The sequence below is a fragment of the Paraburkholderia sp. MPAMCS5 genome (assembly GCF_036016995.1).
Taxonomy (GTDB): domain Bacteria; phylum Pseudomonadota; class Gammaproteobacteria; order Burkholderiales; family Burkholderiaceae; genus Paraburkholderia.
Genome location: NZ_JAYXBK010000005.1, coordinates 403,798 through 418,378 on the forward strand (window position 1 = coordinate 403,798; position 14,581 = coordinate 418,378).

Consider the following 14,581-nt stretch of genomic DNA (forward strand, 5'->3'; position numbering starts at 1 on the left):
AAGATGGCGCAGCGTTCAGACCACTTCGCGCTCGACGTTGAACGCGAAGCTGCGTTCGAAGTCGCCGGGCCGGACGATGCGGTGAGAGCCGTTGTCGTCGCTGCGTTCGGCGACCGCCACATTGACGATGTCTCCCAGCGCGGTCACCCGCAAGGCCGTGGTGCTGCGTGTTCCGTACTCGGGCGTTTCGATGAACGCCGCCGACAGCGCCCGTTCGCGCTCCAGCGCAATGCCGGTGGACGGCAACTGGTCGTCGGGCGCGACGCGCGGATCTCGCATCAGATCGATCAGGCGCTCGAGCGGCGGCATCGCATTGCGCGTGAGCAGCGAGCCCAGTTCGGCGCGCTTTTTGACCAGCTTCGGCCAAGCGGTGTCGAGTATCGCGTTCGAAATGCCGTGCGTACCGGGCGCGAGCAGAGCGGGCGCGAGGTTCGAGCGGTTGCAATACCAGGCGAGTTCGCGGCGCGTCCAGTCGCCGACCAGCAGATTGAAGCCGTTATAGATGTCGCCGGTTTGCGCCACATGGCGCAGATACGCGAGCGGCGTTTCATACGATTCATGCGTGTCATGCGCGCCGCTGTTCGCGCCAGCGGCGCCCGAGCTGAGCCAGTCGCTCACGAGCGTGCCGCGCGTCGGCGCGTCGGCGCGCATGTCGTGCGGCGCGCGGTAATTGGTCAGCGCCGCGAACCGGCCGTCGCGCGACATGCCGAGCCACGTGCCGCCGCCCAGCAGATCGCGGCCCGCCAGCACGGCCGGCGCGTCGCTCCACCAGCCGATCGGCTCGGCGGTGCGCCGGAAGAACTCGTCGCGGTTTGCGGCGAGCGTGAAAAGCGGGCCGTCGACCGCGTCGGGTCGCCAGTCGAAGACGATCAGGCACATCGGGGACGTCTCCCGGTTGGAGGCTTTGAAAACTGAAGATTCCGCTCGAACGGTGGCGCCCAAAAGCGGCGCCTGCTTGCTGGCAGCGCCGCTTCGCGCCGTCGGGACGGCGCGTCAGACTTCGGTGGGCAATCCGTAGGGCAGCGGCAGGAATTGCAGCGCCGGACCGTGGGCCGCGCCCAGATGCACCGAGCCGCTTTCGAGCGCCGCGAGCTTGGTTTCCACCAGCACATCCACGCCGCCGTCTCGCGCCGACGCCGCGTTCACCACCATGCCGCAGGGCTGGCTCGGGTCGTCGGAATGGAACAGTTCGACGCCGGCCTTCACCGTGTCCAGTTCGCCCGCCACGTTGGCGAGCGAGGTGCGTCGCTTGATAGTGCCGCGATACTGGCTGCGCGCGACCACTTCCTGACCGGGATAGCAGCCTTTGCGGAAATTGACCGCGCCGAGCACGTCGAAATTGACCATTTGCGGCACGAACTGCTCGGCCACCGGCTGCGTGATGCGCGGTTCGCCCGCGTGAATGTCGAGCCAGTCCCACACGGCGGGCGAGACCCGCTTCAGTTTTTCGTCGAGTGCGGGCAGGTGCGTTTCGATCTGCGCCTTCGGCCCGATCCACAGGAAACGCAGGCGCCCGAATGCGTCCGGCACGCGGATCAGCGAGCCCGCCGCGCCGTCCACCTTCACGTGGACGCCGTCGGGCAGCGCGTCGAACACGCCGGAGAGCGCCTTGCGCACGTCGCCGGCCAACGCGAGCACCGCCAGTTCGCCGCTCGCGTCGGCGAGTTTCGCCTTCGCGCGCAGGATGAACATGGACAGACGCTTTTGCACGGCGGCTTGCACGTCTTTCGATACCAGCAGGCGGATCGTGTCGCCGCTGCGCCACGTCAGGAACGATGCGAGCAGGCGCCCCTTCGCCGAGCAGTAGCCCGCGAGGCGCGCGTTGGCGGCGTCCAGATGCTGCGTGTCGTTGGTTAACTGTCCGTGCAGGAAGCTCGCGGCGTCGTCGCCGGTGGCGTCGATCACGCCGAACTGCGTGAGCGGCATGTAGGCGCCGTGCTGGAGGACGGCGTCGAATTCATCGGCCGACGGGCGCGGCAATGCCGGCAGCAGCGTGGCCGCGTGGCTCGAAGCGGCGCTGGAAGCTGTGCCTGAAGACATACCTGAGGACATACCTGAAGCGGTGGCGAGCGGTGTGTTCATGGATTCCCGGAACAGTCAATTCTGACTTTGGCTAAGGCAAACAAGTATTATATGCAGTCCAACCCAGCCACGTTTTCATGTCCCTCTTCAAGAAATGTTTCATCGCCGGCTCGATTGTCGTCGTGCTGGCCGTCGCCGCGGTTGCTGGCGGATACCACTGGGCCAATAGCCCGCTCGAGCTGAACCCCGCGCAACTCGACGTCACCGTCAAACCGCACAGCAGTCTGCGCAGCGTCACGTTGCAACTGAACCGCGGCGGCGTGCCCGTCGAGCCCCAGCTGTTCGTGCTGATGACGCGGCTCCTCGGCCTTCAGAGCGAACTGAAGTCGGGCAATTACGAGTTCAAGACCGGCGTGACGCCGTATGAAGTGCTGCAAAAGATCGCGCGCGGCGATGTCAACGAGTATGTCGCGACCATCATCGAAGGGTGGACGTTCAAGCGCATGCGCGCCGAGCTGGACGCCAATCCCGCGCTCAAGCACGACAGCGTGACGATGAACGACGCCCAGCTGATGAGCGCGATCGGCGCGCCGGAAGCGTCGATCGGCAATGGCGAAGGGCTGTTTTTCCCGGACACGTACCTGTTCGACAGGAACACGAGCGATCTCGACGTGTACCGCCGTGCCTACCGGCTGATGCGCGCGCGGCTCGACGAAGCGTGGCTCGCCCGTGGGCCGAACCTGCCGTACAAGACGCCGTACGACGCGCTGATCATGGCGTCGATTGTTGAAAAGGAAACTGGCAAAAAGGAAGACCGCGGAATGGTCGCCGCCGTGTTTGCGAATCGTCTGCGGGTGGGCATGCCGCTGCAAACCGATCCGACAGTAATCTACGGCATGGGCGAGAGTTATGCCGGCCACATCCGTAAGAAAGATCTGCAGACGGACACTCCCTACAATACCTACACGCGGATGGGACTGCCGCCCACGCCGATCTCGCTGCCGGGCGTCGCGTCGCTGCAGGCGGCGATGAACCCCGCGCAAACCACCGCGCTGTATTTCGTGTCGCGCGGCGACGGCAGCAGTATCTTTTCCGACACCCTCGGCGATCACAACAAGGCCGTGGACAAATACATTCGAGGGCAATAATGGCGCGCGGCAAATTCATTACGTTTGAAGGCATCGACGGCGCCGGCAAGACGACTCATCTCGCGTGGTTTCGCGAGCGGCTGGAACAGAAAGTGGCGGCGACCGGCCGCTCGGTCGTCATGACGCGCGAACCGGGCGGCACGCCGCTTGGCGAGCAGATCCGCGAAATCGTGCTGCATCAGAAGATGGACCTCGAAACCGAGGCGCTGCTGATGTTCGCGTTGCGCCGCCAGCATCTGGCCGAAGTGATCGAGCCGGCGCTCGCGCGCGGCGACTGGGTGCTGTCCGACCGTTTCACCGACGCGACGTTCGCCTATCAGGGCGGCGGCCGCGGCCTGCCGCGCGACAAGCTCGAAACGCTGGAGCGCTGGGTGCAGGGCGGTTTTCAGCCGGATCTGACGGTGCTGTTCGACCTCGCGCCGGAAATCGCCAACGAACGGCGCAGCGCGGCCCGCGACCCGGATCGTTTCGAGAGCGAATCGGCGGCGTTTTTCGACCGCACGCGCACGGAATATCTGCGCCGCGCGGAAGAAGCGCCGTATCGTTTCGCTATCATTGACTCTTCGCAAAGCATTGTCCGTATTCAGAAGAAGCTGGAAGAACTGATTGCAACTATCTGATTAAAAATACATATAAGCGAACGTTATTGCGCTGGCCGAACTTCACCCAGCACCTGATGTGACGCTCCCAACCCATTGAAGCAGAAAGAGAAACGATGATTTATCCGTGGCAGGCCGATGACTGGAACCGTCTGCAGCAGTTGCGCGGGCACTGGCCGCACGCGCTGTTGCTGCACGGACAGGCGGGCATCGGCAAGCTGCGCTTCGCGCAGCATCTCGCGCAAGGGCTGTTGTGCGAGGATCAGCGGGCCAACGGCGAGCCGTGCGGCGCGTGCGTCGCGTGCAACTGGTTCGCGCAGGGCAACCATCCCGATTACCGGATCGTCGTGCCGGAAGCGTTGGCGGCCGAGGCCGGCGCAGTCGGCGCGGCCGAAGAAAAAGCCGATAAAGCCGACGCCGACGAAGGTAAGAAAACCCGCACGCCGAGCAAGGAAATCAAGATCGAGCAGATTCGCGGCTTGCTCGATTTTGTCGGCGTGGGCTCGCATCGCGGCGGCGCGCGCGTGGTCGTGCTGTATCCGGCGGAAGCGCTGAATATCGCCGCGGCCAACGCGCTGCTGAAAACGCTCGAAGAACCGCCGGCGGGCGTGGTGTTTCTGATGGTGTCGGCGCGCATCGACCGCCTCCTGCCAACCATCATCAGCCGCTGCCGCCAATGGCCGATGAGCCTGCCCGCGCCCGAAGCGGCCACGCGCTGGCTCGCAGCGCAAGGCGTGGCCGAAGCACCCGCGCTGCTCGCCGAAGCCGGCGGCGCGCCGCTCGCCGCTCTCGCGCTCGCCAGCGACGAAAACCGCACGCTGCGCGACTGGACGCTCAAGCAACTGGCCGCCGGGCCCGAGTGCGACGCCTTCGCCTGCGGCGAGGCGTTGCAAAAGCTGCCGGTGCCGCTCGTGCTCGGCTGGCTCCAGCGCTGGATGTACGACCTGCTCGCGGAACGCACCGCCGGCGCGCCGCGCTATTTCCCGCAGGCATCGGCGGCATTGATGCGCTGCGCGTCGCAAGCCGACGCCAGCGCGTTCGCCCGCTTCATGCGGACCGTGACCCGCCAGCGCGCGGTCGAGAATCATCCGCTGAATGCGCGGCTCGTGTTCGAGGAGCTGTTTATCGGCTACCGCGAGCTTTTTGCATGACACCAGACCCTGCGGCCGCGCCGTTTCATCCGCCGGTCGCGCCTTAAACTCAACCTGAACCCGCCATGAGCCTGTCCTATCGCGATGCGACGCTCGACGATCTGCCCGCCATCGTCGCCATTTACAACTCGACGGTGGCCTCGCGCCAGGTCACCGCGGACCTCGATCCGGTCAGCGTCGAAAGCCGTCTCGCGTGGTTTCACGCGCATGGGCCGCAAAAACGCCCGCTCTGGGTGGTGGACGACCCGCAACAGCCCGGCCGCGTGATCGCCTGGCTCAGCTTTTCGGACTTCTACGGCCGTCCGGCCTATCAGCGCAGCGCCGAAGTCAGCATCTATCTGGACGAAAGCGCGCGCGGCAAGGGCCTCGGCAAGCAGTTGCTGGCGGCTTCGCTCGACGTGGCGCCGGCGCTCGGCATCGACACGGTGCTGGGTTTCGTCTTCGGTCACAATGAAGCGAGCCTGCGCCTGTTCCGCGGCTTCGGCTTCGACACGTGGGGCTCGCTGCCGCGCGTGGCCGTGCTGGACGGCGTGGAGCGCGATCTGGTAATTCTCGGCAAGCGCCTTGGCGCGTCCGCCGCCGCAGCCTGATCCGCTTCGGGTTTTTATTTGCAGGACATCAACATGTTTGTCGATTCGCATTGCCACATCAATTTCGAAGGACTCGCCGACCGCCTGCCGCAGGTGCTCGACAACATGCGCAGCCACTCGGTCACGCATGCGCTGTGCGTGTCCGTCGATCTCGAAACGCTGCCGTCGGTGCTGGAGATCGCGAGCCGTCACGAGAACGTGTACGCGTCGGTGGGCGTGCATCCGGACCACGAGGACATGCGCGAGCCGAGCGTCGCCGAACTGGTCGAGCTGGCCGGACATCCGAAGGTGGTCGCGATCGGCGAGACCGGGCTTGACTACTACCGTCTGGAAGGCCGCTCGAGCGCCGATATGGAATGGCAGCGCGAGCGCTTTCGCACGCATATACGCGCCGCGCACGCGACGAAAAAGCCGCTGATCATCCACACGCGCTCTTCGTCGGAAGACACGCTGCGCATCATGGCCGAGGAGCGCGCGAGCGAGCCGGGCGGCGTCATGCATTGCTTCACCGAGCCGTGGGCCGTGGCCGAGCAGGCGCTCGCGCAGAATTTTTACATCTCGCTGTCGGGCATCGTCACGTTCAAGAGCGCGACGGACGTGCAGGATGTCGCGCGGCGTGTGCCGCTCGATCGCCTGCTGATCGAAACCGATTCGCCGTATCTCGCGCCGGTGCCGTATCGCGGCAAGCCCAATGAACCCGCGTACGTGAGTTATGTCGGACGTTTCATCGCCCAGCAACGCGAGATGGCGGACGAGGCGCTGGCCGCCGCGACAACGCAGAACTTCTTCCGCCTGTTCAAGATTCCGGCGCCGAACGGCGTGCAGTGAAATTCATACATATCAATAGGATAGGGGCGCTCCCTAAAGTAAAACATGAAAACTGTTTCCATGACGCTGAGCCGGGCTGCATCCGCGGCCACACTGGTGTGCGCCGCGTTGGGTTCGCTCGTCGCCGCGCCCGTGCAGGCCGCGCCGATCGACTCGTTGATCAAATCGGTCAAGTTCGACGACGTCGACGGTGTGAAGACGCTGCTCGCGAAGGGCATGGACCCGAACAGCGTCGATAACCAGGGTATTCCGCTGCTGGTGCTCGCCGCGCGCGAGAAGTCGGACAAGGTCGGCGCCGCGCTGCTCGCCAATCCGAAGACCAACGTCGAAATCGAGGACAAAGCCGGCGAAAACGCCATGATGATGGCCTCGCTGAACGGCGACCTGGACTTCGTCAAGCAGTTGATCGCCAAGGAAGCGGAGATCAACAAGAAGGGCTGGGCGCCGCTGCACTACGCCGCCGCGAATGGCCACGACGACATCGTGAAGCTGCTGCTCGACAATTCGGCTTACGTCGACGCAGGCTCGCCGAACGGCACTACGCCGCTGATGATGGCCGCGCGCGGCGGCCATGTGTCGACGGTGAAGCTGTTGCTCGACAACGGCGCGGACCTGACGGTGAAGAACCAGATCGGCATGACGGCGCTCGATTTCGCGAAGACCTACAAGGAGCCGGACGTGGTCGAAGGTTTGACGGCGCGCCTCCAGCAGATGCAGCAGAAATGAGGCTCGCGGCGAGGCGGCCGCCGTGCGCGGTTCGCCTCACATTGCCTGAAGATCGCGGCGGGCTGCCTGCTACCGCATCGTAAAACAGTGCAGAATGACGACTTTGGCGCGCGGCATGCGCGCGCCGTCCCGATGCGGCAACAGACCGCCTGATAAACGACCCTGGAAAGGAACACCATGCTGCGGGCCTTGATTTTCGCCAGCGCGCTTGCCGTACCGTTATCGGCAGCCGCGTTCACGGGAGGCGACCTCAACAAGCTGTGCACGAAGACCGACGTAGCGTCGCGTAGCGCGTGCGCCGCGTATATCGAGGGCGCCGCCGACGGCATCTTCAACACGATCGACGCGATCGGCGGCACGACCGGGCCGCGCGTCGGCCAGTATTTCTGCCTGCCGCAAGACGCGCGCTCGGCGCAGCTCACCGACGCGGTACGCAAGTACATCGCGGAAAATCCGAACGTCGCGGGCTACAACGCGAGCACGGCGATTTCGCTCGGGCTCGGCAAGGCGTTTCCTTGCAAAAGCGGCAGCTGACGTGCTGATGCGAATCGCGGCCTGATTCGCGGCCTGATTCGTGGCCTGATTCGCGGCCTCGCCAATCAGGCCGCGAGCGCCGGCTTCAAGACGATTGCTTCGAGACGATTGCCTCGAGACGATTGCTTCGAAAAGCGTGCTTCACAGCGTTTTCGTCGTAGCGTTTGTTTTCTGGCGGGTGCCGCTTGCAGCGCACACGTTCAACTGAGCCGGGGCGCCACTCACGCGGGCGCCGCCAGCCTGTCCACATTCGAGCGAGGAGGAGACTTTCCTTCATGCCGTTTTTGATCCACGCGTTCCGGTGGACCCTCTCGCGCGAAGCGACGGAAACGACGTAGCCGATGCAATCGATGCAACCGATCGGCCGGCAAAGGAGTCGAACCGTCCACTCACTGATCAATCCGGCGCGGCAGGGTTGCGGCATGCAGAAAACAGTCGAGGCGCTCGATGCGTGACGAGCGCCGTCCGCACCCAGGCAGATGCCGCGCGAAACAAGGAGGACTAGCAACATGGGCCGACTGATCGTCGTGTCGAATCGCGTCGCAACGCCGACGGAAACCAAAGGATCGGCGGGCGGCCTCGCGGTCGGCGTGTTCGGTGCGCTGAAGGACGCCGGAGGCGTGTGGTTCGGCTGGAGTGGCGACGTGGTCAGCGAGACGGTCGCCAACGCGGGGCCCACGCTCGAACAGGACGGCGCCGTGACCTTCGCGACCGTGGGCCTCACGCGCAAGGACTACGACCAGTATTACCGCGGCTTTTCGAACGCGACGCTGTGGCCGGTGTTCCACTATCGCAACGACCTCGCTCGCTACGAGCGTGAGGAATACGCGGGCTACCGGCGCGTCAACGCATGGCTCGCGCACAAGCTCATCAAGCTGCTCGAACCCGACGACGTGATCTGGATTCACGACTATCACTTGATCCCGTTCGCCGAAGCGTTGCGCAGCGAAGGCGTCACGAATCGCATCGGCTTCTTTCTGCATATTCCGTTTCCGTCGCCGCAAATCCTGCTCAACATTCCGCCGCACGAAGAGCTGGTGAAGTCGCTGTCGTGCTACGACCTGCTGGGTTTCCAGACCGCCACCGACGAACAGGCGTTCCACGATTACGTGGCGCGTCACGCGCGCGGCAAGGTGTCGGACGGGCATGTCGAGGCGTTTGGCCGCAAGCTGCGCACGGGCGTGTACCGCATCGGCGTGTTTCCGGACGAAATCGCCGAGCAGGCGAAGCGCTACGAAAGCCGTCAGCATGTGCTCGAACTGAAGCAGAGTCTGGAAGGCCGCAAGCTGATCATGAGCGTGGACCGGCTCGATTATTCGAAAGGACTCGTCGAACGGTTTCGCGCTTTCGAGCATCTGCTGGAGCGTTCGCCCGAATGGCGCGGCAACGTCACGCTCGTGCAGATCGCGCCGCCCACGCGTTCCGACGTCGCGACCTATCAGAAAATCCGCCAGGATCTGGAGTACGAAGCAGGGCGCATCAACGGGCGCTATTCGGGCCTCGACTACACGCCGATCCGCTATCTGAATCAGCAATACGACCGCTGGAAACTGATGTCGCTGTTCCGCGAATCGCAGATCGGTTTCGTCACGCCCTTGCACGACGGCATGAATCTGGTCGCCAAGGAATATGTCGCCGCGCAGAATCCCGACGATCCGGGCGTGCTCGTGCTGTCCATTTTCGCGGGCGCGGCGGCGGAGTTGACGGGCGCGCTGCTCGTCAATCCGCACGACGCAATCGGCATGTGCGAGGCCTTGCAGCGCGCGCTGCAAATGCCGCTCGACGCGCGTCAGCGGCGCCACGAGATCAACATGGCGGCGCTGCGCAAGAACGATCTCGGCGTATGGCGCGACAGCTTCCTGCGCGATCTGCGCAGTGTGCCGCTGCAAAAGCCGGGCAAGGGCGGCGGGCACAAGTAATGAGGTGGCCGAAGGAACGCGTCTTCCGGCCGTGCGCGCGCGCCGTGCGTGACTCCCTTTCGCGGATGACCGCGTGCTGAGCGCGCTCGCCATCGCCGGTTACCGATCGCTGCGCGAACTGATCGTGCCGCTCGGCGGGCTGAACGTGATCACGGGCGCGAACGGCAGCGGCAAGTCGAGCGTTTATCGTTCGTTGCGGCTGCTCGCGGAAACGGCGCGCGGCGGCGTGATTACGTCGCTGGCGCGCGAAGGCGGCTTGCCGTCGACGTTATGGGCCGGTCCCGAACGCTTTTCACGCGCCATGCTGACCGGCGAAGTCGAGGTTCAGGGCACGCGCCGCACGGAGCCGGTGAGTCTGCGGCTCGGCTTCGCGGGCCGCCAGTTCAGCTATGCAATCGACCTCGGGCTGCCACCTCCCGGCACCAGCCGTTTCGTGCTCGATCCGCTCATCAAGCGCGAATGCATCTGGAGCGGGCCGGTGTTGCGGCCGTCGGCGCTGCTGGTCGACCGGCAGGGCGCGGCGCTGCGCACGCGCGATGAAAACGGCGACTGGCAAACGGTCCCGCAGCCCGTCGCGAGCTTCGACAGCATGATGACGGAGTTCGCCGACCCGCGCTGCGCGCCGGAGATGATCACGGTGCGCGAACAGATCCGCTCGTGGCGCTTCTACGACCATTTCCGCACGGATTCCGACGCGCCCGCGCGCATGCCGCAGATCGGCACGCATACGCCGGTGCTGTCCGACGACGGCGCGGACCTCGCCGCGGCGTTGCAGACCATCCGTGAGATCGGCGATCCGGCCGCGCTCGACGCCGCCATCGACGACGCGTTTCCCGGTTCGCGTCTCGACATCGCGACACAGGACGGCCGCTTCGAGGTGCTGATGCATCAGCAGGGCCTGCTGCGGCCGCTGAAGGGCGCGGAGTTGTCGGACGGAACCTTGCGCTATCTGCTGCTGGTGGCCGCGCTCCTGACGCCGCGTCCGCCCGCGCTGCTGGTGTTGAACGAACCGGAGACCAGTTTGCATCCGGACCTGTTGCCGGCGCTGGCGCGGTTGATCGCGCGGGCCGCGCAGCATTCGCAGGTGCTTGTCGTGTCGCACGCGGCGCGGCTCATCGCGGCGCTCGTACGCGGGAAGGCGAGCGAATCGATACTGCTCGAAAAGCACTTCGGCGCGACCCGTATCGCCGACGCCGACGAGCGCGACATCCCGGCGTGGAAATGGCCTTCGCGCTGAGCGGCTTCGCGCGATGCGGAGAGTATTTCGGTGCCCCAGGCAATGTAAACTGGATGTAACAGCGCCGAACAAATGCAAGACCCGGCGCTTTTTGTTCCCCGGTAGGGAATAATGGACCCGGTGTTCATGGTGCTCGTGGTGCTCGTGCACGCGTCGCGCAGACAGGTGCGAGGTAGGGCGGCCACCAGCGCATTGATCGAAGACCGGCGCTGCGCGAGGCAGCGCCACTGACGGCGCGGCGAAGTCGAAGTGCTCGGGTAAAACCGGGTGCACGCCAAGTCCCAGGCCGTCAGTTCACGGAGACAACTATGAAGATTGCGCAGATCGCCCCCTTGACCGAATCGGTGCCGCCGAAGCTGTATGGCGGCACGGAGCGCGTCGTGTCGTACATCACCGAGGCGCTCGTCGAACTTGGCCATGATGTGACGCTGTTCGCAAGCGGCGACTCCGTTACGAGCGCGAAGCTCGAACCCGTCTGGCCGCGCGCGCTGCGCCTGGACCCCGGTATCCGCGATCGCGTGGCGCCCCACATGCTGCTGATGGAACTCGTGCGCCGCCAGGCCGAGGAATTCGACGTGCTGCATTTTCACCTCGACTATTACTCGTTCTCCGTTTTCAAGCGCCAGGACACGCCGTTCGTCACGACGATGCACGGGCGGCTCGATCTGCCCGAACAACAGCCGGTGTTCGACACGTTCAACACCGCGCCCGTTATCTCGATTTCAAATTCGCAGCGTCATCCGTTGCCGCAGGCGCGCTGGCTGACCACCGTTTATCACGGGTTGCCCGAGCAGCTCTATACGCCGCAGCCGGTCGAGCAGAAGTACCTCGCGTTTCTCGGACGCATTTCGCCGGAAAAACGCGTCGACACCGCGATTCGGATCGCCGGGCGCTGCGGACTGCCGATTCGCATTGCCGCGAAGGTGGACGCCGCGGATCGCGAATATTTCGAGCGCGATATCCGGCCGCTGCTGGATTTGCCGCATGTCGAGTTCATCGGCGAGATCGCGGATCATCAGAAGGCCGAGTTCCTGTCGGGCGCGCACGCGCTGCTGTTCCCGATCGACTGGCCGGAGCCGTTCGGCCTCGTGATGATCGAGGCGATGGCGTGCGGCACGCCGGTCGTCGCATTCAATCGCGGCTCGGTGCCTGAGGTGCTGGAAGACGGCGTGACGGGCTTTATCGTCGAAGACGAGATCGGCGCGGTGGCGGCGGTCAACCGCCTGCACAAGTTGCCGCGCGCGGGCGTGCGGCGGCGCTTCGAGGAGCGCTTCACGTCGCACCGCATGGCGCAGCAGTATGTGGATGCGTATCAATCGGTGATTCGCGCGCAGAAGCGTTCGCGCTTCAAGGTGGTGGATAGTTCGGGGCGCTAAGCGCCGCGGAGGCGGCTTGCATGAGCTGGTTGGCAAGGCTGGCGCAGGCGAGGGCGCTAGCCTTTGCGGGCGTTCGCGGCGAGAGCGCCTGGCGAAAAGTCTCGGCAGAGTTCTGCGGCGAGAGCGTTTGGCGAAAGCTCGCGGCCGGGAGTGCCCGGCAGGAGTTCTCTTGGCAATGAGTGCGCTGGCGGCTTTGGTTTTGCCGCGATGGCGCGCAATTGCATAGATTGGACGACGACTGCATCCGGGCCGCTCGCCGCCCATCGAATCCAGCGAATCAAATCCGCCCAATCAATTCCGCCTGCCGCACAAACAGCGGCCGACTCAAGCGGGCTGCGGCGTGACCGCGTTAAAGCAGCCCGCCACACACAACCCGCCTAAGCCCTCCTACGACTATCTCAAATCTTCAGGCGCGAAACCTTTGTGCCCTGGAGCGACAGATCGCCCATCAGTCCGGCGTTGGTCAACACGAAGACCTCGACCGGCGCGGTCGCGGTATTGCTGTCGATCGCGCCGTTCGCGCCCATTTTCACGAGCGCAACGGAAGCGTCGCCGCCCACCGACCAGCCGTCGGCATTGCGGAATTTGTCGAGCGCGTCTTGCGTCATGAACAGGAAGATGATCGCCTTCGACTGCGCGCCGGCCTGCAGACCGAACGAGCCTGAAATCGTGCTGTAGTAGCCGACGGTGCTGCCGCCCACACGCAGCGAGCCTTCGCCGTACTGGCCGCCGACGATAAAGCCCGCTTGCAGCACCGACGGGAAGACGAGCACGCCGCGCGCCTTGGACACGAGTTCGCGTGAACCCTTCACGGTCGTATACAGCCGCGACATGGTGCCGTCGACGTCCGCGTCGATCGAGCGACGCTTGGACGAATCGGTGGCGGCCGTATCGTGGCCGCCGGTGTTGGTCGTACATCCGGCGAGTGCAAGGCCTCCGAAAGCGAGCGCAGCGGTAGTCTTCAACATGAAGTGTCGTCTTTGCATCGTTTTTCTCCGTATGGTTCCGGGGCGCAACCGTCGAATATCGCGCGGCCGCCTTTGAGTTATATCACACGGATGAGCAAATGGCGCCCTCGGACGACGGGCGAAAAGCCTTATGCGACGGGGCTTTGCGGCAGATCGTAAACGGCGTTGCGGTAAATTTGACCGCTGCCGGAGCACGGCTTGCGAGCCCCGTCAAGCGCGTTCGAGCAGACTTCGGACGAAGCGTTTTTCACGCGCGCCGCGCAGCCGCGCCATTGCGAGCCATGCGTGCCGGCGTTCATTTTTACCGATCCCGAGCCCGGCGAATCCGCTTTGCAATTCAATTGAAAGTGTTGCCTGCACGCAGCAGATCGCCGCAGCGCGTTCCCATGGCGCGGCGTTGAGCGAGCGTCAGCCGTGATTTGCAGGGCTCTTGACCGCCGGCGGACGCCGCAGCGCGCGGCGCACCGCGCCGATCACCACGCCGATCGCGAACAGCGTGAGCGCGGGCACGATCCAGTAACCGACGAATGCGTGCCAGAGATACACCATCAGCGTGGTCCGGCGCACGCTGTATTCGTTAATCGCGTCCTGCTGACGCGGCGCATTGGCCGCGAGCACGTCGTTGGGGCAACCGGCGGCTTGCGCCTCTTCCGGCTTGCCATGACAGCGCGCGGGAGCGCCCGCGGCGCGCTGGGCGTCGGTGAAATTCCAGGTGGTCAGCGCGCGTTCGAGGTCGACGGCGTTGTACGCCATTTCCTCGCGAATCTCGCTGACTGCAACGATCGCCACGGGCACGGCCCAGAATACGATGACGACCAGCCACCGCCTCAACCAGCGGTTTTTATGCTTCGATACCATCCTTGCCTCCAATCGATGCTTTGCGGCATCAACGACAAGATGGCGGCCCGTTGGAATGTGGTGTGGGGTGGGCCGTCTCCGCAGCCATCATAGAAGAAAAACGGCGCGCTCGGGCGGCGCCACTCCACGGGGAAGCCGTCGCGCGGAAGCGGAAAACGCGGCGAAACGCGGCGTCGGGCGTGAGCTTTAAGCGCAAACGCCGCGCGAAGGGCGCGGCGTTTATCGGCAATGCCGCGACACTCAGTTGGCCGGCGCGGACGACAGGCAGCTCTTCATGAACGCCTTGCGATCGTCGCCTTTCTTGCCCGTGGCTTGTGTGTTGCATGCCTTCATCTTGTCCTGCTGGCTCATCGGCGCTGCGGCGGCCGGCTTCGCGGACAGACAGGTTTTCATGAAGGCCTTGCGCTCGTCGCCTTTCTTGTCGCCGGCCTGCTTGTTACAGTCGGCCATCTTGGTCTGCTGACTGTTCTGCGCGAAGGCAGGGGAAACGAGGACGGCGCCGAGTACCAGTGCAGCGATTGCGGATTGGATTTTCATGTGACACTCCATCGGTGTGAAAACGTTTTGGTCGTCATGCACGCGGGCGTCGACGGCATCCGGCCCTCGGCAAGCCATTATGGCAAAA

The 14,581-nt window shown here is 64.7% G+C and carries 16 protein-coding genes; 10 read left to right on the forward strand and 6 right to left on the reverse strand.

Annotated elements, in window-relative coordinates:
* Positions 1-15 precede the first annotated feature (15 nt).
* Positions 16-879: an NRDE family protein gene (locus VOM14_RS14685; RefSeq protein ID WP_327629431.1), complete on the reverse strand. Its 864-nt coding sequence runs from the start codon at positions 877-879 to the stop codon at positions 16-18.
* A gap of 114 nt (positions 880-993) precedes the next feature.
* Complete coding sequence (ygfZ, locus tag VOM14_RS14690; RefSeq protein ID WP_327629432.1) at positions 994-2,082, reverse strand: CAF17-like 4Fe-4S cluster assembly/insertion protein YgfZ; 1,089 nt, start codon at positions 2,080-2,082, stop codon at positions 994-996.
* Between the two features lie 77 nt (positions 2,083-2,159).
* Here ygfZ and mltG point away from each other — a divergent pair, with 77 nt between their 5' ends.
* The 10 genes from mltG (at position 2,160) to VOM14_RS14740 (ending at position 12,130) form a co-directional block, all read left to right on the forward strand.
* Entirely contained in the window at positions 2,160-3,170 is a 1,011-nt protein-coding gene (gene mltG / locus VOM14_RS14695; RefSeq protein WP_327629433.1) for an endolytic transglycosylase MltG, read from the forward strand.
* Positions 3,170-3,790, forward strand: a complete 621-nt coding sequence (gene tmk, locus VOM14_RS14700; RefSeq protein WP_327629434.1) for a dTMP kinase — start codon at positions 3,170-3,172, stop codon at positions 3,788-3,790. Before mltG ends, tmk begins: the two co-directional genes overlap by 1 nt.
* Before the next feature lie 95 nt (positions 3,791-3,885).
* Positions 3,886-4,920, forward strand: coding sequence for a DNA polymerase III subunit delta' (locus tag VOM14_RS14705; protein ID WP_327629435.1), 1,035 nt, complete (start codon positions 3,886-3,888; stop codon positions 4,918-4,920).
* Positions 4,921-4,985: 65 nt separating this feature from the next.
* Positions 4,986-5,510: a GNAT family N-acetyltransferase gene (locus VOM14_RS14710; protein WP_327629436.1), complete on the forward strand. Its 525-nt coding sequence runs from the start codon at positions 4,986-4,988 to the stop codon at positions 5,508-5,510.
* 33 nt (positions 5,511-5,543) lie between these two features.
* Positions 5,544-6,338, forward strand: coding sequence for a TatD family hydrolase (locus VOM14_RS14715; RefSeq protein ID WP_327629437.1), 795 nt, complete (start codon positions 5,544-5,546; stop codon positions 6,336-6,338).
* A gap of 45 nt (positions 6,339-6,383) precedes the next feature.
* Positions 6,384-7,064 (forward strand): ankyrin repeat domain-containing protein, encoded by a 681-nt coding sequence (locus VOM14_RS14720; RefSeq protein ID WP_327629438.1) that lies wholly within the window; start codon positions 6,384-6,386, stop codon positions 7,062-7,064.
* 177 nt (positions 7,065-7,241) lie between these two features.
* The gene (locus VOM14_RS14725; protein ID WP_012432952.1) at positions 7,242-7,598 is read left to right on the forward strand and encodes a Rap1a/Tai family immunity protein; all 357 of its coding nucleotides are present in this window, start codon (positions 7,242-7,244) and stop codon (positions 7,596-7,598) included.
* A gap of 509 nt (positions 7,599-8,107) precedes the next feature.
* On the forward strand, positions 8,108-9,517 hold the full coding sequence (gene otsA / locus VOM14_RS14730; protein ID WP_327629439.1) for an alpha,alpha-trehalose-phosphate synthase (UDP-forming): 1,410 nt from the start codon (positions 8,108-8,110) through the stop codon (positions 9,515-9,517).
* A 73-nt stretch (positions 9,518-9,590) separates the two neighbouring features.
* Positions 9,591-10,754: an AAA family ATPase gene (locus VOM14_RS14735; protein ID WP_327629440.1), complete on the forward strand. Its 1,164-nt coding sequence runs from the start codon at positions 9,591-9,593 to the stop codon at positions 10,752-10,754.
* Positions 10,755-11,062: 308 nt separating this feature from the next.
* Entirely contained in the window at positions 11,063-12,130 is a 1,068-nt protein-coding gene (locus VOM14_RS14740) for a glycosyltransferase family 4 protein (protein WP_327629441.1), read from the forward strand.
* Between the two features lie 398 nt (positions 12,131-12,528).
* Here VOM14_RS14740 and VOM14_RS14745 read toward each other — a convergent pair whose 3' ends face one another.
* The 4 genes from VOM14_RS14745 to VOM14_RS14760 all read right to left on the reverse strand — a co-directional run bounded on the left by VOM14_RS14745 (position 12,529) and on the right by VOM14_RS14760 (position 14,493).
* Positions 12,529-13,116, reverse strand: a complete 588-nt coding sequence (locus VOM14_RS14745) for a BPSL1445 family SYLF domain-containing lipoprotein (protein WP_327629442.1) — start codon at positions 13,114-13,116, stop codon at positions 12,529-12,531.
* A gap of 192 nt (positions 13,117-13,308) precedes the next feature.
* On the reverse strand, positions 13,309-13,458 hold the full coding sequence (locus tag VOM14_RS14750; RefSeq protein WP_327629443.1) for a hypothetical protein: 150 nt from the start codon (positions 13,456-13,458) through the stop codon (positions 13,309-13,311).
* Positions 13,459-13,506: 48 nt separating this feature from the next.
* Positions 13,507-13,956, reverse strand: a complete 450-nt coding sequence (locus tag VOM14_RS14755; protein WP_327629444.1) for a hypothetical protein — start codon at positions 13,954-13,956, stop codon at positions 13,507-13,509.
* A gap of 240 nt (positions 13,957-14,196) precedes the next feature.
* On the reverse strand, positions 14,197-14,493 hold the full coding sequence (locus tag VOM14_RS14760; protein ID WP_327629445.1) for a PsiF family protein: 297 nt from the start codon (positions 14,491-14,493) through the stop codon (positions 14,197-14,199).
* Positions 14,494-14,581: the final 88 nt, after the last annotated feature.

Excerpts from the sequence above, each read along its gene's own strand:
- VOM14_RS14760 (WP_327629445.1), bottom strand. The coding sequence starts at position 14,493 with ATGAAAATCCAATCCGCAATCGCTGCACTGGTACTCGGCGCCGTCCTC.
- VOM14_RS14685 (WP_327629431.1), bottom strand. The coding sequence starts at position 879 with ATGTGCCTGATCGTCTTCGACTGGCGACCCGACGCGGTCGACGGCCCG.
- VOM14_RS14710 (WP_327629436.1), top strand. The coding sequence starts at position 4,986 with ATGAGCCTGTCCTATCGCGATGCGACGCTCGACGATCTGCCCGCCATC.
- VOM14_RS14715 (WP_327629437.1), top strand. The coding sequence starts at position 5,544 with ATGTTTGTCGATTCGCATTGCCACATCAATTTCGAAGGACTCGCCGAC.
- mltG (WP_327629433.1), top strand. The coding sequence starts at position 2,160 with ATGTCCCTCTTCAAGAAATGTTTCATCGCCGGCTCGATTGTCGTCGTG.
- tmk (WP_327629434.1), top strand. The coding sequence starts at position 3,170 with ATGGCGCGCGGCAAATTCATTACGTTTGAAGGCATCGACGGCGCCGGC.
- VOM14_RS14740 (WP_327629441.1), top strand. The coding sequence starts at position 11,063 with ATGAAGATTGCGCAGATCGCCCCCTTGACCGAATCGGTGCCGCCGAAG.
- VOM14_RS14725 (WP_012432952.1), top strand. The coding sequence starts at position 7,242 with ATGCTGCGGGCCTTGATTTTCGCCAGCGCGCTTGCCGTACCGTTATCG.
- VOM14_RS14745 (WP_327629442.1), bottom strand. The coding sequence starts at position 13,116 with ATGCAAAGACGACACTTCATGTTGAAGACTACCGCTGCGCTCGCTTTC.
- VOM14_RS14755 (WP_327629444.1), bottom strand. The coding sequence starts at position 13,956 with ATGGTATCGAAGCATAAAAACCGCTGGTTGAGGCGGTGGCTGGTCGTC.
- ygfZ (WP_327629432.1), bottom strand. The coding sequence starts at position 2,082 with ATGAACACACCGCTCGCCACCGCTTCAGGTATGTCCTCAGGTATGTCT.
- otsA (WP_327629439.1), top strand. The coding sequence starts at position 8,108 with ATGGGCCGACTGATCGTCGTGTCGAATCGCGTCGCAACGCCGACGGAA.
- VOM14_RS14720 (WP_327629438.1), top strand. The coding sequence starts at position 6,384 with ATGAAAACTGTTTCCATGACGCTGAGCCGGGCTGCATCCGCGGCCACA.
- VOM14_RS14705 (WP_327629435.1), top strand. The coding sequence starts at position 3,886 with ATGATTTATCCGTGGCAGGCCGATGACTGGAACCGTCTGCAGCAGTTG.